A 19,399-nucleotide genomic window follows, 5' to 3' on the forward strand; every position below is an offset into this window, starting at 1 on the left:
GCAGCCGATGACCGATCCGAGGGAGCGCCTCGGCGCGCCCCGCGACGTCCCGCCGCCCCGGCCCGTGCAGGACGCGGCGCGGCCGGGGCCGGACCGGTCGGGGGACGGTCCGGCCTGGCTGTCCGAGGACACCGGCCTGGGGCGGGCGGCCCGCACGGTCGCCGACGCCGTGACCCGGCTGCTCGGCGGGGGCGCCGACGAGGCGCCCGCCCCCGGGCAGCCGGACACCCGGCGGTCGGCCGCCGGCGTCCTCCGCGACGTCATCACCGCCCTGGGCGCCGCCGCGGCCGGCGCCGCCCGCCGTCCGGGGTCACCCGGCGAGGGCGGGCCGGACGACGACGAGGCGGGCCGGGGACCGATCGGCGTGCTCGGCGAGCTGCTCGCCGCCGCCGCTCCCCGGCTGCCCATCCGCGACGCCGCCCGGCTGCGCGCCGCCTACCCCGGGAGGTCGGACGAGGAGATCGCCGACGCCCTCGTCACCCGCTCGGCGCGGCTCACCGCCGCGGTCGGCGCGGCCACCGGCGGACTCTCCGCGGCCCACTGGTTCATGCCCGGGTCGCTGGTGGCCCTGCCCCTGGAGCTCGGCGCCGAGACCCTGCTCACCGCCGGCGTCGAGGTCGTCCTCCTCGGCGAGCTGCACGAGCTCGCGGGCCGGCCGGCCGGCGGCACCGCCGCCGAGCGCGCCGCCGCCTACCTCTCCAGCTGGACCCAGCAGCGCGCCGTCGAGACCGGCGCGCGGGAGGGGCTGGGCGTCGTCCTCGGCACCGCCGGGTTCCGCGCCCTGCGCCGCCGGCTGTCCCGCCGGATGGCCCGCGGCCTCGGCTCGGCCGCGCCGCTGTTCGTCGGCGCGGCGCTCGGCGGCCGCGGCAACCTCAAGGCCACCGAGACCCTGGCCCGCCGGGTCCGCGCCGACCTGCGCCGCGGTCCGGCCTGAGGTCCCGGCCGGTCCGCCGACCCCGCCCCGGCGCGGTTAGGGTCGCCGTCGTGGCCGACCCCCTCGAGGTCCCCGTCCGGCTGACCGCGGCGGGGGCGACACCCCCGCGCTACGCGCTGCCCGGCGACGCGGGCGCCGACCTCACCGTCACCGAGGACGTGCACCTGGCGCCGTTCGAGCGCGCGCTCGTGGGCACCGGCGTGGCCGTGGCCATCCCCGAGGGCTACGCCGGGTTCGTGCACCCGCGCTCGGGCCTCGCCGCCCGGCACGGCCTGAGCCTGGTCAACGCCCCGGGCACCATCGACGCCGGCTACCGCGGCGAGATCAAGGTGAACCTCGTCAACCTCGACCCGGCCACCCCGCTGACGCTGCGCGCCGGTGACCGGGTCGCCCAGCTGGTGGTGCAGCCGGTCGTCACCGCCCGCTTCGTGCCGGTCGAGACGCTGCCGGAGAGCGTCCGCGGTGAGGGTGGGCACGGGTCCACCGGCGCGGGACAGGAGGCCTGAGATGCCCTTCGGACGACGGCGCAACCGGATCGACCGCAGCCTGCGCGAGCGCGGCGTCCCGCCCGAGCCCCAGCACCGCGAGCGCGACGTCGAGGAGACCACCGGCCCCTACGACGAGGCCGACGCCCCCGACGACGGGGCGCCCCGCGTCGACCTGGGCGCGCTGCGGCTGCCCGCCGTCCCCGGGACCGAGCTGCGGGTGGACCTCAACCAGCAGCAGAAGGTCATCGGCGCGACCCTGCGCTACGGCGACTCGCTGCTGCAGCTGTCGGCCTTCGCCGCGCCCCGCGCCGCCGGCATCTGGGACGACGTCCGCGCCGAGCTCGCCCGCAGCGCCTCCGGGCAGGGCGGGCGGCTGCACGAGACCGAGGGCCCGTTCGGCCCCGAGCTGGCCGGCACCGTCGTGGTGACCCCGCCGGCCCAGCCCGGCGGCCCCCCGCCGAAGCCGGTGCGCCGCGCCGCGCGCTTCCTCGGCGTCGACGGTCCCCGCTGGTTCCTCCGCGGGATGATCAGCGGCCCGGCCGCCGAGTCGCCCGAGGCGGCGGCGGTGCTCGAGGACGTCTTCCGCAAGGTCGTCGTCGTCCGGGGCACCTCGCCGATGCCGGTGCGCGAGCAGCTGCCGCTCACCCTCCCGCCGCAGGCCGCCGCGCAGCTGGCCCGCCAGCAGCAGGCGGGGCAGCAGCCGGGCCGCCCGCCGGCCCCGCCGCGGCCGACCGCGTGACCCCCGCCGTCGTCGCCTACGGCCCGCACCCCGACCAGTTCCTCGAGCTGACCCTGCCGGAGCGGCAGGACCCGGCGCCTGTCGTCGTCGCGCAGGACCCGGCGCCCGTCGTCGTCGTGCTGCACGGCGGGTTCTGGCGGACCGCGTACGGCATCGAGCTGGCCCGACCGCTGGCCGCCGACCTCGCCGCGGCCGGGTACGCCGCCGTCGCCGTGGAGTACCGGCGGGTCGGCAGCGGCGGCGGGTGGCCGGCCACCCTGGAGGACGTCGCCGCGGCGCTCGACGCGCTCCCGGACCTCGCGGACGCCGGCCGGCTGGACCTCGGCTCGCTCACCGTCGTCGGGCACTCCGCCGGCGGGCACCTGGCCGCGTGGGCCGCCGGGCGGGGGCGGCTGCCGGCCGGCGTGCCCGGCGCCGCACCGCGGGTGCGGGTGACCGCGGCGGTCCTGCAGGCCGGCGTCGTGGACCTGGGCCGGGCGGCGGAGCAGCGCCTGGGCCGCAGCGCCGTCCAGGAGTTCCTCGGCGGGGAGCCGGGGGAGGTGCCCGGCCGCTACGCGGTCGCCGACCCGGTCGGGCTGCTGCCCACCGGCGCCGACGTGCTGTGCGTGCACGGCACCGACGACGACGTCGTGCCGCCCGAGCAGTCCCAGCGGTACGCGGCGGCGGCCGCGGACGCCGGCGACCGGGTGACGGTGCGCACCGTCCCGGGCGGTCACCGGGTGCCCATCGACCCGGCGGGGGAGGCCTGGGCGGTGGTCCGCGCGTGGCTGGGGGAACGCGCCGCCGGCCGGGTGCGCAGCACTACCCTGGAACCGTGACACAGACCCGTCCCGGCGGCTGGCTCGCACGCACCCTGCAGCGGCTGACCGCCGACGACTCCACCATCGACGCGCAGGAGCTGCGCGAGGAGTCCGACCGCGCCGGCTGCGAGCCGGTGAGCGCCTGCCGCAAGGGGGCGGTGGTGACCGTGACCGGCCGGCTCAAGTCGGTCGTCTACACCCCGCGCGAGACGGTCCCCACCCTGGAGGCGGAGCTGTTCGACGGCTCCGGCTCGGTCACCCTGGTCTGGCTGGGCCGCCGGCGCATCCCGGGCATCGAGCCCGGCCGGACGCTGACCGCCCGCGGCCGGTTCGCCAACTTCGACGGCCGCAAGGTCATCTACAACCCCTGGTACGAGCTGAGCGCGGGGTGATCCCGGCGGCCGACGACGACGGCCGGCGCGATCCCGGGGGAGCAGCACCGCACCAGGAGCCCACGCACGCGGACGGCACCACGACCGAGGACACGGGCCGAGGGGTCACCTTCGACCGGCACATGGTGCTGGAGCAGCTCGGCGGCTGGCGCGGCATGGTCGACGCGACCCTGCCTACGCTGGCCTTCATCGTCGCCAACGCGATCGGCGACCTGCGCACCGGGATCTGGGCCGCGATCGGCGCCGCCGTCCTGATCCTGCTCGTCCGGCTGGTCCGCCGGGAGAGCGTGCAGCAGGCGTTCAGCGGCCTGTTCGGCGTCGCGGTGGCGGTCGCCATCGCCGCCGCCTCGGGGCAGGCGCGCAACTACTTCGTGCCGGGCATCATCCGCAACGCCGTCATCGGCGTCGTGCTGCTGGGCTCGGTGCCGCTGCGCCGGCCGCTGGTCGGCGTGGTGGCCGAGTGGCTCGCGCCGAGCCACCTGGGGTCGATGGCCGCACACTCGATGCCCGGCCTGCGCCGCCGCGTCGACAGCGCCCGCGCCCGGCTGCACCACCAGCCGCCCCCGCCCCCGCCCCCGCCGGAGCCGGCGCCCGCGCCGTCGGGGCGCCCGGTGGACCCGGAGCCCGAGCGGCACTGGCGCGACGACCCGCGGATGGTTCGCGCCTACGGCTGGCTGACCGTCGTCTGGGCGCTGACGTTCCTGCTGCGCGTCGCCGTGCAGACGCCGCTCTACCTCGCCGACGAGGAGGACCTGCTCGGCGTCGCCTCGCTCGTCCTCGGCCTGCCGGTGACCGCCGCCGCCCTCGCGCTCACCCTCTGGGTCGTCACCCGCCTGCACCGCCACCGCGTGGAGACGGTGGAAGGACCTCGTCCTCCCCACCCTTCGCAGGCTCGGGGCGGGCCCCGGGACGAGGCCGGTTAGAGGGCGGTCGGCGAGAGGACCTGCTGCAGCTGCTCCTCGACGTCGGCGTGCGTGACGAACAGCAGCTCGTCGCCCACCTCGAGCGGCTCGTCGGGGGTGGGCGTGATGACCCGGTCGCCGCGCAGCATCGCCGTCAGCACCGTCTCCCGCGGCAGCGGCACCTCGCGCAGCGGCCGGCCGGCCCACGGGGTGTTCTCGGCGAGGGTGATCTCGACCAGGTTGGCCGCGCCCTTGCGGAAGCTCATCAGCCGGACGACGTCGCCGACGGTCACCGCCTCCTCGACCAGCGCGGCGAGCACCCGCGGGGTGGAGACGGCGACGTCGACGCCCCACGCCTCGGTGTAGAGCCACTCGTTGCGCGGGTCCTTGACCCGGGCGACGACGCGGTTGACCGCGAACTCGGTCTTGGCCAGCAGCGAGACGACGAGGTTGGCCTTGTCGTCGCCGGTGGCCGCGACGACGACGTCGCAGGTGGCGAGCTGGGCCTCCTCGAGGGAGGAGACCTCGCAGGCGTCGGCCTGCACCCACTCCGCGCCCGGCACCGCGCGGGTGCGGACCTTGCGGCCGTCCTTCTCGATGAGCATCACGGTGTGCCCGTTGTTGAGCAGCTCCCCGGCGATGGAGCGGCCGACCGCCCCGGCGCCCACGATGGCCACGCGCATCAGGCCCTGCTCCCCTCGGGGTGCTCGACCGTCTGGTGCACGCGGTCGGAGATCTCGTCGGTGGCCGCGACGACGAGCTGGTCGCCGTCCTGCAGCACGGTGGAGGGGGTGGGCAGCTGCGCCTCCCCGAAGCGGACCAGCCAGGCGGCCCGGGCGCCGGAGGCGGCCTCGAGCTCGGAGAGCTTGCGGCCCACCCAGCCGTCGGTGACGGTCACCCGCATCAGCAGCACCCGGCCGGTGGGCTCCCGCCAGATCTCGCTGACCTTCACCGACAGCAGCTCCCGCAGCAGCCGGTTCACCGTCCACGGCACGGTCGCGACGCTCGGGATGCCCATCCGCTCGAACACCTCGGCGCGCTTGGAGTCGTAGATCCGGGCAACCACGTGCTGGACGCCGAAGGTCTCCCGCGCCACGCGCGCGCTGATGATGTTCGAGTTGTCGCCGCTGCTGACCGCGGCGAACGCGCCGGCGGAGTCGATGCCGGCGTCGAGCAGCACCTGCCGGTCGAAGCCCAGGCCGGTCACCTGCCGGCCGGTGAACTCGGGCCCCAGCCGGCGGAAGGCCTCCGGGTCCTGGTCGATCACCGCGACGCTGTGGCCGATCTGCTCCAGCCGCCGCGCGATGGCCGAGCCGACACGGCCGCAGCCCATGACGACCACGTGCACGTGTCGCTCCCGCATGCCTCGCACGGGCGCCGTCCGCCCGCGGTCCAGGGCGCGAAGCTACACCCGTCCGCGGGCGGTCCGGGGGTGCGCCCGGATCACGTGCCCCCTCCGGGCGGGGCGCCCGGCGCGGGGCGGCACCGGGTGCCCCCGCGTCCGTACCATCGCCGCCGTGCCCAAGCTGTCCGACCTCGGACAACTCCCCAAACGGCTCGTCGTGGGCCGGCCGGTCCGCAGCGACCGCGCAGGGGAGTCCCTGCTCCCGAAGTCCCTGGCCCTGCCGATCTTCGCCAGCGACCCGCTCTCCTCCGTGGCCTACGCCACCCAGGAGATCCTCATCGTCCTGACGCTGGCCGGCACCGCGTTCCTGTTCCTCGCGCCGTGGCTGGCCGTCGTCGTCGTGCTGCTGCTGGCGACCGTCGTGCTGTCCTACCGCCAGGTGGTGCACGCCTACCCCTCGGGCGGCGGCGACTACGAGGTCGCGATGAAGAACCACGGCCAGTTCGCCGGGCTCACCGTCGCCAGCGCGCTGCTGGTCGACTACGTGCTCACCGTGGCCGTGTCCGTGTCGGCGGGCACCGACAACATCATCTCGGCGTTCCCCGCGCTCAACGAGCACCGCGTGCTCATCGCCGTCGGGCTGGTGGCGCTGCTGGCGGCGACCAACCTGCGCGGGGTGCGGGAGTCGGGCAAGACGTTCGCCGTCCCGACGTACCTGTTCGTCGCCGGGATCATGGTCATGATCGTCACCGGGCTGATCCGCGACTTCTTCACCGACTCCCCGGTCATCGCCGAGAGCGCCGGCTGGTCGGTCGTGCCCGAGGCGGGCTACGACGACCTGGGCGGCGTCGCGCTGGTGTTCTTCGCGCTGCGCGCCTTCGCCTCCGGGTGCACCGCGCTGACCGGGGTCGAGGCCATCGCCAACGGCGTCCCCGCGTTCCGCCCGCCGAAGTCGAAGAACGCCGCGACGACGCTGGCGCTCATGGGCGGGATCGCCGCGACGATGTTCGCCGGCGTCACGGCGCTCGCCCTCTTCGGCGACGTCCGCTACGCCGAGAACACCTGCGACCTCGTCGGCTTCCCGGGCGACTGCGAGACCGACCCCCAGCGCACGGTCATCGCCCAGCTCGCCGCGGCCACCTTCGGCGGCGACCAGTCGGTCGGCTTCTTCTACATCCAGGCGGCCACCGCGCTGGTCCTCATCCTCGCCGCCAACACCGCCTTCAACGGGTTCCCGCTGCTGGGCTCGGTGCTCGCGCAGGACCGGTTCCTGCCCCGCCAGCTGCACACCCGCGGCGACAAGCTGGTCTACAGCAACGGCATCCTGCTGCTGGCCGGCTTCGCGGCGCTGCTCATCCTGGCGTTCGACGCCGACCCGAACCGGCTGATCCAGATGTACATCGTCGGGGTCTTCACCAGCTTCTCGATCGGCCAGTGGGGCATGGTCCGGCACTGGAACCGGGAGATCCGGCTGTCGAACGACGCGGCCGAGAAGCGGCGGATGCGCCGCTCGCAGGTGATCAACACCATCGGCGGCAGCCTGACCACCGTCGTGCTGCTGATCATCGTGATCACGAAGTTCACCCGCGGCGCCTACCTGGTCATCCTCGTGATGCCGGTGCTGTTCGTGCTCATGAAGGCGATCAACCGGCACTACTCGCACGTGGCCGAGCAGCTGGTGCCCGACACCGACGCCCGCCTGCTGCCCAGCAAGGTGCACGCGATCGTGCTGGTGTCCAAGGTGCACAAGCCGACGCTGCGGGCGCTGGCCTTCGCCCGCGCCACCCGGCCCGACGTGCTGACCGCGCTGACGGTCAACGTGGACCCGGGCGACACCCGCTCGCTGCAGGCGGACTGGGAGCGCTACGACGTCCCGGTCCCGCTGACGGTGCTGGAGTCGCCGTACCGGGAGATCACCCGGCCGGTCGTCGACTACGTCAAGGGCATCCGGCGGGACAGCCCGCGGGAGCTGGTCATCGTGTTCGTGCCGCAGTACGTCGTCGGCCACTGGTGGGAGAACGTTCTGCACAACCAGAGCGCGCTGCGGCTGCGCGCCCGGCTGCAGTTCCAGCCCGGCGTCATGATCACCACGGTGCCGTGGCAGCTGGAGAGCTCCATCGGCCGCGGCGACGAGGACGACCGGCGTGCCGGCCCCATGCCCGGCGACCTGCGCCGCGGCCTCACCGACGACCAGGTCGAGGCCACCCCCTATGGCTGACCGGCGGCGCCGTCCGGCGGCCCGCTCGGCGCGGCCGCCCCGGCCCGACCGGGGGGCGGGGTGGACCGGCCGGGAGTTCGAGGTGACCGTCGGCCCGGTGGCGCACGGCGGGCACTGCGTGGCCCGGCACGAGGGCCGGGTGGTGTTCGTCCGGCACGCGCTGCCCGGGGAGCGGGTGGTCGTCCGGGTCACCGAGGACCGCCAGCCCGGCTACTGCCGCGCCGACGCCGTCGAGGTGCTCGAGGCGGCGCCCGACCGGGTGGAGCGGCCCTGCCCGCACAGCGGCCCGGGGCGCTGCGGCGGCTGCGACTGGCAGCACGTCTCCTGGGAGGGGCAGCGGCGGCTCAAGGCCGACGTCGTCCGGGAGCAGCTCACCCGGCTCGGCGGGGTGGACGCCGCCGACCCGGTGCTGGCCGGTCTCGCCGTCGAGGCGCTGCCCGGCGGGCCGCTGCGCTGGCGGTCGCGGGCGCGGTTCGCGGTCGGCCGGGACGGGGTGCCCGGGCTGCGCCGGCACCGCTCGCACGACGTGCACGTCCTCGACGACTGCCCGATCACCGTGGAGCCCGCCGCGCGGGCGGTGCTGGCGCGGCGCTGGCCCGGCGCCGGTGCGGTGGACGTCGCCGTCGACTCCGCGGGCACGGTGACCACCACGCGGCTGGACCGCCGCGGCGTGCCGACGTCGACCCGCGTGCTGCGGGCCGGCGACGACGTCCCCGCCGAGCCGGCCGGGCGGGCCGGGCGCCACGCCGCCGGGCGGGACTGGGAGGTCGAGGGCACCGGTTTCTGGCAGGTGCACGAGTCGGCCGCCGACGCGCTCGTGGGCGCGGTGTCCGCGCTGGCCGGCGTGCGGCCGGGGGAGACCGTGCTCGACCTGTACGCCGGCGCCGGTCTGTTCGGCGGCGCGCTGGCGCCCGGGGTGGGGGAGTCCGGCCGGGTGGTGTGCGTGGAGGCCGACGCCGCCGCGTGCGCCGCCGCGGAGGTCAACCTGGGGGACCTGCCGCAGGCCGAGGTGTGGCAGGGCGAGGTGGACGCCGAGGGGCTGACCGGGCTGCTGGAGGAGCTCGGCGGCGCGCCCGACGTCGTGGTGCTCGACCCGCCGCGCGCCGGGGCGGGCGCCGCGGTGAGCCGGGTGCTGGCCGGCACCGGGGCGCGCGCCGTCGTCTACGTCGCCTGCGACCCGGCGTCGCTGGGCCGCGACGTCGCCGCCTTCACCGGCGCCGGGTACCGCCTGGCCGCCCTGCGCGCCTTCGACGCCTTCCCGATGACGGCGCACGTGGAGTGCGTCGCCCTGCTGGTGCCCACCGCCTGACCGGCTGACCGGGCACCCGGTCCGGGGCCTTCGTTACGGTGCTCTCCGTGACCACCTGGGAGTACGCCTCGGTCATCACGGCCAACGACACCGAGTCGCAGCGCGCGGGGGTGAGCGTCAAGCTGCCCGGCGGCTCGCTGGAGCGGCAGCAGGGGGACACCAGCTCGGTGCTCAACCGGCTCGGTGGCGAGGGCTGGGAGCTGGTCAGCTACCACTCGAGCGGCGCGGGCACCTGGGGCTTCGAGCAGTTCTGGCTCAAGCGCCAGAGGGACTGAGCGCGCCCTCCTCGAGTCGATCACCGGCTGCGTGCACGCGACCCGCGCCGACACTCCGGTGCGGGCGGCACGCAGCCGATGATCGACGGAGGGGGCCACCCAGGTACACCGGTCGCGCCGGCGTCGGTGATCACGACCGGGTGACGACGGCGCGCCTGCGGTCGAACACGTGTTCGACCTGCGGCAGGATGCCGGACGTGGCTGCGAGCGTGCCTCCGGGCTGGCCGGAGCAGGTGCGGCCCCCGGGCGCCCCCGACTGGGAGCACACCGCGGTGGCCTGGCTGTTCGACCTCGTCCCGCCCGACTACCGCGCCCACGAGGTGCTGCGCCGCTACCCGCTGCTGCTCGCCCGGTTCGCCGGCGACCACGTCGCGGCCGGCCTCGAGGCGGCGCGGGCGGGCTGGCGCACGGTCCGCGTCGAGCTGGCCGACCACCTGCCGCCGGACGCCATCGAGGCCGCCGTCACCGCCTACGAGCGGGAGGGCGCGCGGCTGGCCGCGGCGGCGCGCGGCGTCGAGGTGGTCGCCGGGGCGCTGCGCGGCGAGGTCTGGGTCCCCCGCCTGTAGTAGTGGCACCCGGGGGCCCGGTCGTCGTCCGCGGGCCCCCGGGGCCCTAGCCGGTCAGCCGGTCGGCCTCCCGGAGTGCGACCGCCAGCGCGCCGAGCACCTCCGCGCGGGCCCCGAGCGAGCCGGGGACCACGGTCAGCTGCTCGGCCGCGGCGGGGATGGCGGACTGCTCGAGCGCCCGCCGCAGCGGGTCGACGAGCAGGTCGCCGGCGGTGCCCAGCTCGCCGCCGACGACGATGCGGTCGGGGTTGAGCACGTTGACCAGGCCGCCGAGGACGAAGCCGACCGAGGCCCCGGCGTCGGCGATCAGCCGCCGGCAGGCCTGGTCGCCCTCCTGGGCGCCGGCCACCAGCGACCGCAGGTCGGTGTGGTGCGGGGCGGCGGTCCGGATGGCCCGCAGCAGGGCGGTGCCGCCGGCGGTGAGCTCCAGGCAGCCGCGGTTGCCGCAGCGGCACAGCGGGCCGGCCGGGTCCAGGCTCACGTGGCCCATCTCGCCGGCGGTGCCGGAGACGCCGCGCAGCAGGTCGCCGTCGATGACCAGCGCCCCGCCGACGCCGGTGGCCATCTTCAGGTAGAGGGTGGCGCGCGAGCCGCGGCCGGCGCCCCAGCGGACCTCGGCGACGGCGCCCAGGTTCGCGTCGTTCTCCACGATCACCGGGACGCCGAGCCGCTCCTGGAGTGCCGGCGCCGGCGTCCGGCCCGACCAGGTCGGCAGGATGTTGGACCGCGCCACGGTGCCGCGCGCGCTCGCCGCCCGGCCGACCACCGGCGTCGGCAGGCCGACCACCGCGCCGACGACGTCCTCGGTGCAGGCGCCGGCCCGCCGCAGCTCGGCCCGCACCTGCCCGGCCACGGTGTCGAGGACCGCGTCGGAGTCCAGGTCGGCGACCGGCAGCGTGGTCGTCTCCTCGCCGACGATCTCGTGCGAGAGGTCGGCCACCGCGACCCGGACGTGGGTGCGCCCGATGTCGACCCCGACGACGACGCCGGCCCGGCGGGTCAGGTGCACCAGCCGCGCGGGCCGGCCGCCGGTCTCGACCGCGCCCGCGTCGTCGCCGGGTGCCACCAGCCCGCGGTCGACGAGGTCGGCCACGTAGCCGGACACCGTGGCGCGGGACAGCCCGGTCCGCTCCACCAGCTGCGCCCGCGTCGAGGGCCCGCTCATCCGCAGCGCCTCGACCAGCCGCCGCGAGGGGCCCGAGAGGTCGGGCAGCCACGGGCGGGGGTCCATGGCGGGCATCGTCCGAGCGCGTCCGTGTTCTGTCAATCACCGACGGAAGGGAGGGGCAACGGTCGGGTGGGCGGGCTGCGGGGCGTCGGGAGTGACGGAACCGTCCCGTCTCGGCCCCGGCTCGGCAGGAGGTCCGCGCCGCCGCGCGACTACAGTGGGTCGGCGGCCGTCGGAGGGCCGTGCCCCGCCGCCGACAGAGAGGACACCTCCTCCCCGTGTCGCTCCTGCGCTCGCTCCGCGACCCCGCAGACCTCCGGGCCCTGCCCCCCGAGCAGCTGCCCGCGCTGGCCGCGGAGATCCGTGACGCACTGGTCACCAGCGTCGCCCGCACCGGCGGGCACCTCGGGCCGAACCTCGGCGCCGTCGAGCTCACCATCGCGCTGCACCGGGTCTTCGAGTCCCCGCACGAGCCGATCGTCTTCGACACCGGCCACCAGGCCTACGTGCACAAGATGCTCACCGGCCGGATCGAGGGCTTCGACCGGCTGCGCCAGCGCGGCGGGCTGTCGGGCTACCCGAGCCGCACCGAGAGCGAGCACGACTGGGTCGAGAACAGCCACGCCTCGACCGCGCTGTCCTACGCGGACGGGCTGGCCAAGGCCTTCGCCGTCCGCGGGGACCAGCGCCCCGTCGTCGCCGTCGTCGGCGACGGCGCGCTGACCGGCGGCATGGCCTGGGAGGCGCTGAACAACATCGCCGCCGCCCAGGACCGGCCGGTGGTGATCGTCGTCAACGACAACGGCCGCTCCTACTCGCCGACCATCGGCGGCGTCGCGGACGCGCTGGCGACGCTGCGGCTGCGGCCCGGCTACGAGCAGGCGCTGCTGGCCATCCGTCAGGCGCTGCACAAGGCCCCGGTCGTCGGGTCGGCGCTCTACGACGCGCTGCACGGCCTGAAGAAGGGCGTCAAGGACGTCCTGGCGCCGCAGGGGATGTTCGAGGACCTCGGCCTCAAGTACGTCGGCCCGGTCGACGGCCACGACGTCGAGGTGCTGGAGTCCGCGCTGCGCCGGGCGCGGTCGTTCGGCCGCCCGGTGATCGTGCACGCGGTCACCACCAAGGGCTTCGGCTACCCGCCGGCCGAGACCGACCAGATCGACGCCTGGCACGCCACCGGCGTCTTCGACCCCGACAGCGGCACCAGCCCCGCGGTCGCGCGCGACTGGACGACGGCGTTCTCCGACGAGCTGGTGCGCATCGGCGCCGAGCGGGCCGACGTCGTCGCCGTCACCGCGGCGATGCTGCACCCGACCGGCCTGGCCGCCTTCGCCGAGCGCTACCCCGAGCGGACCTACGACGTCGGCATCGCCGAGCAGCACGCGCTCACCAGCGCGGCCGGCATGGCGATGGGCGGGCTGCACCCGGTCGTCGCGGTCTACTCGACCTTCCTCAACCGGGCCTTCGACCAGCTGCTCATGGACGTCGCGCTGCACCGCCAGCCGGTCACCGTCGTCCTCGACCGCGCCGGGGTCACCGGCACCGACGGCGCCTCGCACAACGGCATGTGGGACATGTCGATCTGCTCGGTCGTGCCGGGGCTGCACCTGGCCGCGCCGCGCGACGAGCCGACCCTGCGCGAGGCGCTGCGCGAGGCGGTCGCCGTCACCGACGCGCCGAGCGTCGTCCGCTTCCCCAAGGGCCCGCCGCCGCTGGACATCCCGGCGCTGGAGCGGCGCGGCCCGGTCGACGTGCTGCGGCGCGGCGAGCGCGAGGAGGTGCTGCTGGTCGCCGTCGGCGCGATGGTGCCGATGTGCCTGGCCGCCGCCGAGCGGGCCGCCGACCACGGCATCGAGGTGACCGTCGTCGACCCGCGCTGGGTGCTGCCGGTCTCCGACGCGCTCGTCGAGATGGCCGCCGCGCACCGGCTGGTCGTCACCGTGGAGGACGGCGGCCGGGCCGGCGGCGTCGGGACGACGCTCTCTCAGGCGCTGCAGGACCGCCAGCACGACGTCCCGGTGCGCGCGCTGGGCCTGCCGCAGGCGTTCCTCGAGCACGGCAGCCGCGGCCAGGTGCTGGCCGACTGCGGCCTGACCGAGCAGGACGTCGCCCGCCGGATCACCGAGTGGACCGCGGTGCTCACCGAGCGGGCCGAGCAGCAGCCGGCCGCCGAGCCCGTGGACGGCGCCCAGCAGTAGTCGAAGGACCCCGTCCCCCTCACCCCTCGCACGCTCGGGGCGAGCCTCCGGACGGGGCCGTTCCAGGGCTGCAGGAGGGCCGACATGCCAGGGAACGGAGTGCTCGTGCAGGTCATCGCGGAGATCCAGGTCGCGCCCACGCCGGCCGGGACGCCGGAGGACCCGCACGCCTTCGTCGAGGCCGCCGTCCGGGTGATCCGCGCTTCCGGGCTGCGGCACGAGGTCGGCGCCCTCGGCACGACGCTCGAGGGCGACGCCGACGCGGTGTGGGCCACCCTGCGGGCGGCGCACGAGGCGATGCTGGCCGCGGGCGCCACCAGCGGCATCTCGCACGTGAAGGTCGCCTCGGTCGACCGGACGATGGAGTCGCTCACCCGCAAGTTCCGCTGAGACGGCGAACGGCCCGGGCCCCTTGCGGGGACCCGGGCCGTCGTCGTCCGGTGTGCACTTCCGCGGAAGTGCACGGGATCAGGCGGGGAGGCCGGCCACGCCCCTCGGCAGGAACCGCGAGCCGGTGACCGCCTCGGAGACGCCGGTGCGGTCGAGGTAGGCGGAGATGCCGCCCAGCCAGAACGGCCAGCCGGCGCCCAGCACCATGCACAGGTCGATGTCCTGCACGGCCTGGACGACGCCCTCGTCGAGCATCAGCCGGATCTCCTGGGCCAGTGCCCGCACCGCGCGGTCGCGGACCTCGTCCTCGGTCAGCGGGGAGTCGCCCTCGTCGATGCCGGCGAGGTCGGGGTCGACGACGCCGGGCTCGGAGTAGACGCTGGTCTTGCCCAGCTCGACCATCTTCCGCAGCCCCTCGCCGACGGCGAACCGGTCGGGGAAGGCCTCGTGCATCCGCTCGGCCACGTGCAGCGCGACCGGCGGGCCGACCAGCGTGAGCAGCTCGAACGGCGACATGGGCAGGCCCAGCGGGTCCAGCGCCCGGTCGGCGACGGCCACCGGCGTCCCCTGCTCGACGGCCGAGGTGACCTCGCCGAGGAAGCGGGTGAGCAGCCGGTTGACGACGAACGCCGGGGCGTCGGCGACCAGCACGCAGGACTTCTTCAGCGCCTTGCCGACGGCGAAGGCGGTGGCCAGCGCGGCGTCGTCGGTCTGCTCGGCGCGCACGACCTCCAGCAGCGGCAGGACCGCCACCGGGTTGAAGAAGTGCAGGCCCACGACCCGCTCGGGGTGCTCGAGCTTGGAGGCCATCTCGGTCACCGACAGCGCCGAGGTGTTGGTGGCCAGCACGCACTCGGGGGAGACCACGGCCTCCACCTCGGCGAACACCTGCTGCTTGACCGACATCTCCTCGAACACGGCCTCGATGACCAGGTCGGCGTCGGCGAAGACGGCCTTGTCCAGCGCCCCGGTGACCAGGCCCTTGAGCCGGTTCAGCTTGTCCGCCGAGAGCCGGCCGCGGCCGGCGAGCTTGTCCAGCTCCCCGTGCACGTAGCCGACGCCCTTGTCCACGCGCGCCTGGTCGACGTCGGTGAGGACGACGGGCACCTCGAGCCGGCGCACGAACAGCAGCGCCAGCTGCGAGGCCATGAGCCCGGCGCCGACGACGCCGACCTTGGTGACCTTCCGCGCCAGCGACCTGTCCGGCGCGCCGGCCGGCCGCTTGGCCCGCTTGTTCACCAGGTCGAACGCGTAGAGCGAGGCGCGGAGCTCGTCGCTCATCAGCAGGTCGGTGAGCGCCTGGTCCTCGGCGGCGGTGCCGGCGGTGAACGCCTCGCCGTCGACGCCGTCGCGGGCCAGGTCGAGCAGCTCGACGGCGCGCAGCGCGCCGGGGGAGGCGTTGCGCGTGCGGGCGGCGACGATGCCGCGGGCCCGCTCGATCGCGGCGTCCCAGCCCGACCGGTCGGCCTCGGGGCGGGGAACCGTGACGTCCCCGGTGAGGACGGCGGCGGCCCACTCCAGCGACCGCTCGAGGAAGTCGGCGGGCTCGAACAGCGCGTCCGCGATCCCCAGCTTCGCGGCCCGCGGGCCGGAGGTGACCTTGTTCTGCGCCAGCGCGTTCTCGACGATCACGGTGACCGCTAGGTCGATCCCGATCAGGTCCGGCAGCAGCTGCGTGCCGCCCCAGCCGGGCACCAGCCCGAGGAAGACCTCGGGGAAGGCGACGACGGCGGTGCTGGCGATCGTCCGGTAGGTGCAGTGCAGCGCCAGCTCCAGGCCGCCGCCGAGCGCCGCGCCGTTGACGAACGCGAACGTGGGGACGCCGGCGTCCTTGAGCCGCCGGAACACCCGGTGGCCGGTCGCGGCGATCTCGCGGGCGGCCTCGGCGGAGGTCACGGCCGGGACGCCGGAGAGGTCCGCGCCGACGGCGAAGACGAACGGCTTGCCCGTGACGGCGATGGCCGCCGGCGCCGGGGTGTGCGCCGCGATCTCGTCGAGCGCGGCGTCCAGCGAGGCGAGCCCGCCGGGGCCGAAGGTGGACGGGCGGGTGTGGTCGTGCCCGTTGTCCAGCGTGATCAGCGCGATCTCCCCGGCCAGGCCGGGCACCCGCAGGTACCGCACCTTGGCGGCGGTGACGACCTCGTTCTCGAAGACGGCGGTCACTTGCACTCCTCGCTGGCGCTCGTCGGCTGCGTGACCGCAGGTGCTGTGCTCATCGGTTCGCTCGCGAGCTCGCTCACGCGGCCGCACCCTCCCAGTTGGTGTTCTCCCAGATGACGGTGGCGCCCATGCCCAGGCCCACGCACATGGCGGTCAGGCCGTAGCGGACGTCGGGGCGCTCGGCGAACTGCCGCGACAGCTGGGTCATCAGGCGGACGCCGGAGGAGGCCAGCGGGTGGCCGACGGCGATGGCGCCGCCCCAGGGGTTGACCCGCTCGTCGTCGTCGGCGATGCCGAAGTGGTCGAGGAAGGCCAGCACCTGGACGGCGAAGGCCTCGTTCAGCTCGAACAGGCCGATGTCGTCGATGGTCAGGCCGGTGCGGGCGAGGGCGCGCTCGGTCGAGGGGACCGGGCCGACGCCCATGACCTCGGGCTCGACGCCCGCGAAGCCGTAGCCGACCAGCCGCATGCCGGCGGTCAGGCCCAGCTCCTGCGCGACCTCCTCGGCGGCGAGGATGCAGCCGGTGGCGCCGTCGTTGAGGCCCGCGGCGTTGCCGGCGGTCACGTGCCCGTGCGGGCGGAACGGCGTCTTGAGCGTGCCCAGGCCCTCGAGGGTGGTGTTCGGCCGCGGCGGCTCGTCGGCGGTGGCCAGGCCCCAGCCGTGCTCGGCCGAGCGGGTGGCGACGGGCACCAGCTCGGGGCCGATCTGCCCGTTGGCGACGGCCTTGGCGTACTTCTGCTGGCTGGCCAGCGCGAACGCGTCGGCGCGCTCCTTGGTCAGGTGCGGGAAGCGGTCGTGCAGGTTCTCCGCGGTGGAGCCCATGACCAGCGCCGAACCGTCGACGAGCTTCTCGCTGAAGAACCGCGGGTTGGGGTCGGCCCCCTCGCCCATCGGGTGGCGGCCCATGTGCTCGACCCCGCCGGCGATGGCGACGTCGTAGGCCCCGAAGGCGATGCCGCTCGCGGTGGTGGTGACGGCGGTCATCGCGCCGGCGCACATGCGGTCGATCGCGTAGCCGGGCACCGACTTCGGCAGCCCGGCGAGCAGCGCGGCGGTGCGGCCGATGGTCAGGCCCTGGTCACCGATCTGGGTGGTGGCGGCGATGGCCACCTCGTCGACCCGGTCGGCCGGCAGCGCCGGGTTGCGGCGCAGCAGCTCGCGGATCACGCGCACGACCAGGTCGTCGGCGCGCGTCTCCGCGTAGATGCCCTTCGGGCCGGCCTTGCCGAAGGGGGTGCGTACGCCGTCGACGAAGACGACCTCACGCAGCGAGCGGGACATGGGACCTCCGCAGCAGGGGGAGCCGGCCCGGGCACGGGGACGGCGCAGGTGAAGTTACCCGTCGGTAACAGCGGCTCCAAGCACGACCCGACCCGGGCGGGGCACCCGGGCCCGCGTCACCTCACCCGGACGGAGGTCACGGTCCGGCAACGCCACCGACCCGGGCTTGCAACCCGTGTGACCAGGGGCGCATATTGGCCGCCGCACTTCTGCAGATTCCCGACGGAACGGTGGACCCATCCATGGCGCGACGGCGCACCACGATGACGGCCCTGGCGGCCGCCCTGGTCTTCAGCCTCGCTGCGTGTGGCAGCGACAGCGGCGGCGACAGCGGCGGCGGCGGCGGTGGCGGCGAGGCCGCCGGCAAGGTCGGCGTGATCCTCCCCGACACCGAGTCCTCGGTGCGGTGGGAGAACTTCGACCGCCCCTACCTCGAGGCGGCCTTCGAGGAGGCCGGTGTCGAGTACGACATCCAGAACGCCGAGGGCGACGCCCAGCGGCAGGCGACCATCGCCGAGCAGATGATCACCGAGGGCGCGACCGTCCTCGCGATCGTCAACCTCGACTCGGCCTCCGGTGCGCAGATCCAGGAGCAGGCCGCCCAGGAGGGCGTCCAGACGATCGACTACGACCGGCTCACCCTCGGTGGCTCGGCCGAGTACTACGTCTCCTTCGACAACACCGAGGTCGGCCGGCTGCAGGGCCAGGGCCTGCAGCAGTGCCTCGAGGCCAACGGCGTCACCCAGGGCAACATCGCGTTCCTCAACGGCTCGCCGGACGACAACAACGCGACGCTGTTCTCCTCGGGCGCGCACGAGGTCCTCGACCCGCTGACCCAGTACACCCAGGTCGCCGAGCAGGCCGTGCCGGAGTGGGACAACCAGCAGGCCGCGACGATCTTCGAGCAGATGTACACCCAGGCCAACGGCAACATCCAGGGTGTGCTGGCCGCCAACGACGGCCTCGCCAACTCGGTCATCCAGATCCTCGGCCGCAACAACGCCGCCGGGGCGAACAACGTGACCGGCCAGGACGCCACCGTCGAGGGCCTGCAGAACATCCTCAACGGTGACCAGTGCATGACGGTCTACAAGTCGGTCCGCGACGAGGCGAACGCGCTGGCCGAGCTGGCCGTCTCGCTGATCAACGGCGAGGAGGGCGAGACCACCGGCACCGTCGAGGACACCGAGGGCGGCCGCGACGTCCCGTCGGTCCTGCTCACCCCGCAGGCGATCTTCCGCGACAACGTCAAGGACGTCGTGGACGACGAGTTCGTGACCGCCGAGGAGCTGTGCACGGGCGACTTCGCCGCCGCGTGCCAGGAGCTCGGGATCTCCTAGTGGTCTCCAGCCGCCGGGGCGCCCATCATGGACGCCCCGGCGGCTGCTGCCGTAGCCCCACCAGCTCGACCGAGAGGCCCGGTGTGTCCGCTCCCACCGACCGTCCCCAGGACGGCACCCCCACCCTGGAACTCCGCGGCGTCAACAAGAGCTTCGGCGCCATCCAGGTCCTGCACGACGTGCACATGAAGGTCTACCCCGGCCAGGTCACCGCGCTCGTCGGCGACAACGGGGCGGGCAAGAGCACCCTCATCAAGTCCATCGCCGGCATCCACCCCATCGACTCCGGCGAGATCGTCTTCGAGGGCCGGCCGGTCACGATCGGCGGCCCGCGTGACTCCGCCGCCCTCGGCATCGAGGTCGTCTACCAGGACCTCGCCCTGGCCGACAACCTCGACGTCGTCCAGAACATGTTCCTCGGGCGCGAGCGCAAGAGCGGCATCCTCCTCGACGAGACGTCCATGGAGGTGGCCGCCCGGGAGACGCTCGCCAAGCTCTCCGTCCGGACCCTGAAGTCCGTGCGCCAGCTGGTGGCCAGCCTCTCCGGTGGCCAGCGCCAGACGGTCGCCATCGCCAAGGCCGTGCTCTGGGAGTCCAAGCTCGTCATCCTCGACGAGCCGACCGCCGCCCTCGGCGTCGCGCAGACCCGGCAGGTGCTCGACCTGGTCCGGCGGCTGGCCGACACCGGCCACGCCGTGGTCTTCATCAGCCACAACATGGTCGACGTCTTCGAGGTGGCCGACCGCGTCGCCGCCCTGTACCTGGGCCGGATGGCGGCCGACGTGCCGATCTCGCAGGTCGACCGCCCCCAGGTGATCGAGCTCATCACGGCGGGCCGGTCGGGCAACCTGGGCATCGCACCCGCCGACGCCGCGGCCGTGGAGGTCTGACCC

The 19,399-nt window shown here is 75.2% G+C and carries 19 protein-coding genes; 14 read left to right on the forward strand and 5 right to left on the reverse strand.

The genetic code is table 11. The features are described 5' to 3' along the window. The first annotated feature begins 7 nt into the window (after positions 1-7). The 6 genes from ACI79L_RS12100 to ACI79L_RS12125 are packed head-to-tail and all read left to right on the forward strand — an operon-like array spanning position 8 to position 4,276. Positions 8-934, forward strand: coding sequence for a hypothetical protein (locus tag ACI79L_RS12100; RefSeq protein ID WP_456937024.1), 927 nt, complete (start codon positions 8-10; stop codon positions 932-934). 50 nt (positions 935-984) lie between these two features. Next, positions 985-1,440, forward strand: a complete 456-nt coding sequence (gene dut, locus ACI79L_RS12105; protein WP_456937025.1) for a dUTP diphosphatase — start codon at positions 985-987, stop codon at positions 1,438-1,440. 1 nt (position 1,441) lies between these two features. Then, complete coding sequence (locus ACI79L_RS12110) at positions 1,442-2,161, forward strand: DUF3710 domain-containing protein (protein WP_456937026.1); 720 nt, start codon at positions 1,442-1,444, stop codon at positions 2,159-2,161. Beyond that, complete coding sequence (locus ACI79L_RS12115) at positions 2,158-2,979, forward strand: alpha/beta hydrolase family protein (RefSeq protein WP_456937027.1); 822 nt, start codon at positions 2,158-2,160, stop codon at positions 2,977-2,979. Before ACI79L_RS12110 ends, ACI79L_RS12115 begins: the two co-directional genes overlap by 4 nt. Continuing rightward, positions 2,976-3,353 carry an OB-fold nucleic acid binding domain-containing protein gene (locus ACI79L_RS12120; RefSeq protein WP_456928660.1) on the forward strand — a complete coding sequence of 126 codons (378 nt, stop codon included), beginning with the start codon at positions 2,976-2,978 and terminating at the stop codon, positions 3,351-3,353. The genes ACI79L_RS12115 and ACI79L_RS12120 overlap by 4 nt, the downstream gene beginning before the upstream one ends. After that, a complete protein-coding gene (locus tag ACI79L_RS12125) occupies positions 3,350-4,276 on the forward strand; it encodes a DUF3159 domain-containing protein (RefSeq protein ID WP_456937028.1) in 927 nt (308 codons plus the stop codon). Before ACI79L_RS12120 ends, ACI79L_RS12125 begins: the two co-directional genes overlap by 4 nt. Here the strand turns inward: ACI79L_RS12125 and ACI79L_RS12130 are convergent. Both ACI79L_RS12130 and ACI79L_RS12135 read right to left on the reverse strand, forming a co-directional pair. After that, positions 4,273-4,938, reverse strand: a complete 666-nt coding sequence (locus tag ACI79L_RS12130) for a potassium channel family protein (RefSeq protein WP_387990860.1) — start codon at positions 4,936-4,938, stop codon at positions 4,273-4,275. The genes ACI79L_RS12125 and ACI79L_RS12130 overlap by 4 nt on opposite strands. Continuing rightward, positions 4,938-5,618, reverse strand: a complete 681-nt coding sequence (locus ACI79L_RS12135) for a potassium channel family protein (RefSeq protein WP_456937029.1) — start codon at positions 5,616-5,618, stop codon at positions 4,938-4,940. The genes ACI79L_RS12130 and ACI79L_RS12135 overlap by 1 nt, the downstream gene beginning before the upstream one ends. A 154-nt stretch (positions 5,619-5,772) precedes the next feature. On the opposite strand from ACI79L_RS12135, the gene ACI79L_RS12140 reads away from it, so the two are divergent. The 4 genes from ACI79L_RS12140 to ACI79L_RS12155 all read left to right on the forward strand — a co-directional run bounded on the left by ACI79L_RS12140 (position 5,773) and on the right by ACI79L_RS12155 (position 9,968). Further along, positions 5,773-7,818 (forward strand): APC family permease, encoded by a 2,046-nt coding sequence (locus ACI79L_RS12140; protein ID WP_456937030.1) that lies wholly within the window; start codon positions 5,773-5,775, stop codon positions 7,816-7,818. Beyond that, positions 7,811-9,127 (forward strand): class I SAM-dependent RNA methyltransferase, encoded by a 1,317-nt coding sequence (locus ACI79L_RS12145; RefSeq protein WP_456937031.1) that lies wholly within the window; start codon positions 7,811-7,813, stop codon positions 9,125-9,127. Before ACI79L_RS12140 ends, ACI79L_RS12145 begins: the two co-directional genes overlap by 8 nt. Before the next feature lie 47 nt (positions 9,128-9,174). Further along, complete coding sequence (locus ACI79L_RS12150) at positions 9,175-9,402, forward strand: DUF4177 domain-containing protein (RefSeq protein ID WP_387990871.1); 228 nt, start codon at positions 9,175-9,177, stop codon at positions 9,400-9,402. Positions 9,403-9,590: 188 nt separating this feature from the next. Continuing rightward, positions 9,591-9,968, forward strand: coding sequence for a hypothetical protein (locus ACI79L_RS12155; RefSeq protein WP_456937032.1), 378 nt, complete (start codon positions 9,591-9,593; stop codon positions 9,966-9,968). 46 nt (positions 9,969-10,014) lie between these two features. Here ACI79L_RS12155 and ACI79L_RS12160 read toward each other — a convergent pair whose 3' ends face one another. After that, positions 10,015-11,199 carry an ROK family protein gene (locus tag ACI79L_RS12160; RefSeq protein WP_456937033.1) on the reverse strand — a complete coding sequence of 395 codons (1,185 nt, stop codon included), beginning with the start codon at positions 11,197-11,199 and terminating at the stop codon, positions 10,015-10,017. Positions 11,200-11,414: 215 nt separating this feature from the next. Between ACI79L_RS12160 and dxs the strand changes: the two genes are divergently transcribed. Beyond that, positions 11,415-13,334: a 1-deoxy-D-xylulose-5-phosphate synthase gene (gene dxs / locus ACI79L_RS12165; protein WP_456937034.1), complete on the forward strand. Its 1,920-nt coding sequence runs from the start codon at positions 11,415-11,417 to the stop codon at positions 13,332-13,334. An 84-nt stretch (positions 13,335-13,418) separates the two neighbouring features. After that, positions 13,419-13,724 carry a thiamine-binding protein gene (locus tag ACI79L_RS12170; protein WP_456937035.1) on the forward strand — a complete coding sequence of 102 codons (306 nt, stop codon included), beginning with the start codon at positions 13,419-13,421 and terminating at the stop codon, positions 13,722-13,724. Between the two features lie 78 nt (positions 13,725-13,802). Here the strand turns inward: ACI79L_RS12170 and ACI79L_RS12175 are convergent, their stop codons facing one another. Both ACI79L_RS12175 and ACI79L_RS12180 read right to left on the reverse strand, forming a co-directional pair. Then, positions 13,803-15,887 carry a 3-hydroxyacyl-CoA dehydrogenase NAD-binding domain-containing protein gene (locus ACI79L_RS12175; protein ID WP_456937036.1) on the reverse strand — a complete coding sequence of 695 codons (2,085 nt, stop codon included), beginning with the start codon at positions 15,885-15,887 and terminating at the stop codon, positions 13,803-13,805. 73 nt (positions 15,888-15,960) lie between these two features. Then, the gene (locus ACI79L_RS12180; protein WP_456937037.1) at positions 15,961-17,166 is read right to left on the reverse strand and encodes a thiolase family protein; all 1,206 of its coding nucleotides are present in this window, start codon (positions 17,164-17,166) and stop codon (positions 15,961-15,963) included. A gap of 242 nt (positions 17,167-17,408) precedes the next feature. Here ACI79L_RS12180 and ACI79L_RS12185 point away from each other — a divergent pair, with 242 nt between their 5' ends. Next, the gene (locus ACI79L_RS12185) at positions 17,409-18,506 is read left to right on the forward strand and encodes a sugar ABC transporter substrate-binding protein (protein ID WP_456937038.1); all 1,098 of its coding nucleotides are present in this window, start codon (positions 17,409-17,411) and stop codon (positions 18,504-18,506) included. Positions 18,507-18,589: 83 nt separating this feature from the next. Next, on the forward strand, positions 18,590-19,396 hold the full coding sequence (locus ACI79L_RS12190; RefSeq protein ID WP_456937039.1) for an ATP-binding cassette domain-containing protein: 807 nt from the start codon (positions 18,590-18,592) through the stop codon (positions 19,394-19,396). The last annotated feature ends 3 nt before the right edge of the window (positions 19,397-19,399 follow it).

This window comes from Geodermatophilus sp. SYSU D00684 (genome assembly GCF_054050455.1).

Excerpts from the sequence above, each read along its gene's own strand:
- ACI79L_RS12100 (WP_456937024.1), top strand. The coding sequence starts at position 8 with ATGACCGATCCGAGGGAGCGCCTCGGCGCGCCCCGCGACGTCCCGCCG.
- ACI79L_RS12110 (WP_456937026.1), top strand. The coding sequence starts at position 1,442 with ATGCCCTTCGGACGACGGCGCAACCGGATCGACCGCAGCCTGCGCGAG.
- ACI79L_RS12130 (WP_387990860.1), bottom strand. The coding sequence starts at position 4,938 with ATGCGCGTGGCCATCGTGGGCGCCGGGGCGGTCGGCCGCTCCATCGCC.
- ACI79L_RS12135 (WP_456937029.1), bottom strand. The coding sequence starts at position 5,618 with ATGCGGGAGCGACACGTGCACGTGGTCGTCATGGGCTGCGGCCGTGTC.
- ACI79L_RS12145 (WP_456937031.1), top strand. The coding sequence starts at position 7,811 with ATGGCTGACCGGCGGCGCCGTCCGGCGGCCCGCTCGGCGCGGCCGCCC.
- ACI79L_RS12155 (WP_456937032.1), top strand. The coding sequence starts at position 9,591 with ATGCCGGACGTGGCTGCGAGCGTGCCTCCGGGCTGGCCGGAGCAGGTG.
- ACI79L_RS12160 (WP_456937033.1), bottom strand. The coding sequence starts at position 11,199 with ATGGACCCCCGCCCGTGGCTGCCCGACCTCTCGGGCCCCTCGCGGCGG.
- ACI79L_RS12170 (WP_456937035.1), top strand. The coding sequence starts at position 13,419 with ATGCCAGGGAACGGAGTGCTCGTGCAGGTCATCGCGGAGATCCAGGTC.
- ACI79L_RS12180 (WP_456937037.1), bottom strand. The coding sequence starts at position 17,166 with ATGTCCCGCTCGCTGCGTGAGGTCGTCTTCGTCGACGGCGTACGCACC.
- ACI79L_RS12185 (WP_456937038.1), top strand. The coding sequence starts at position 17,409 with ATGGCGCGACGGCGCACCACGATGACGGCCCTGGCGGCCGCCCTGGTC.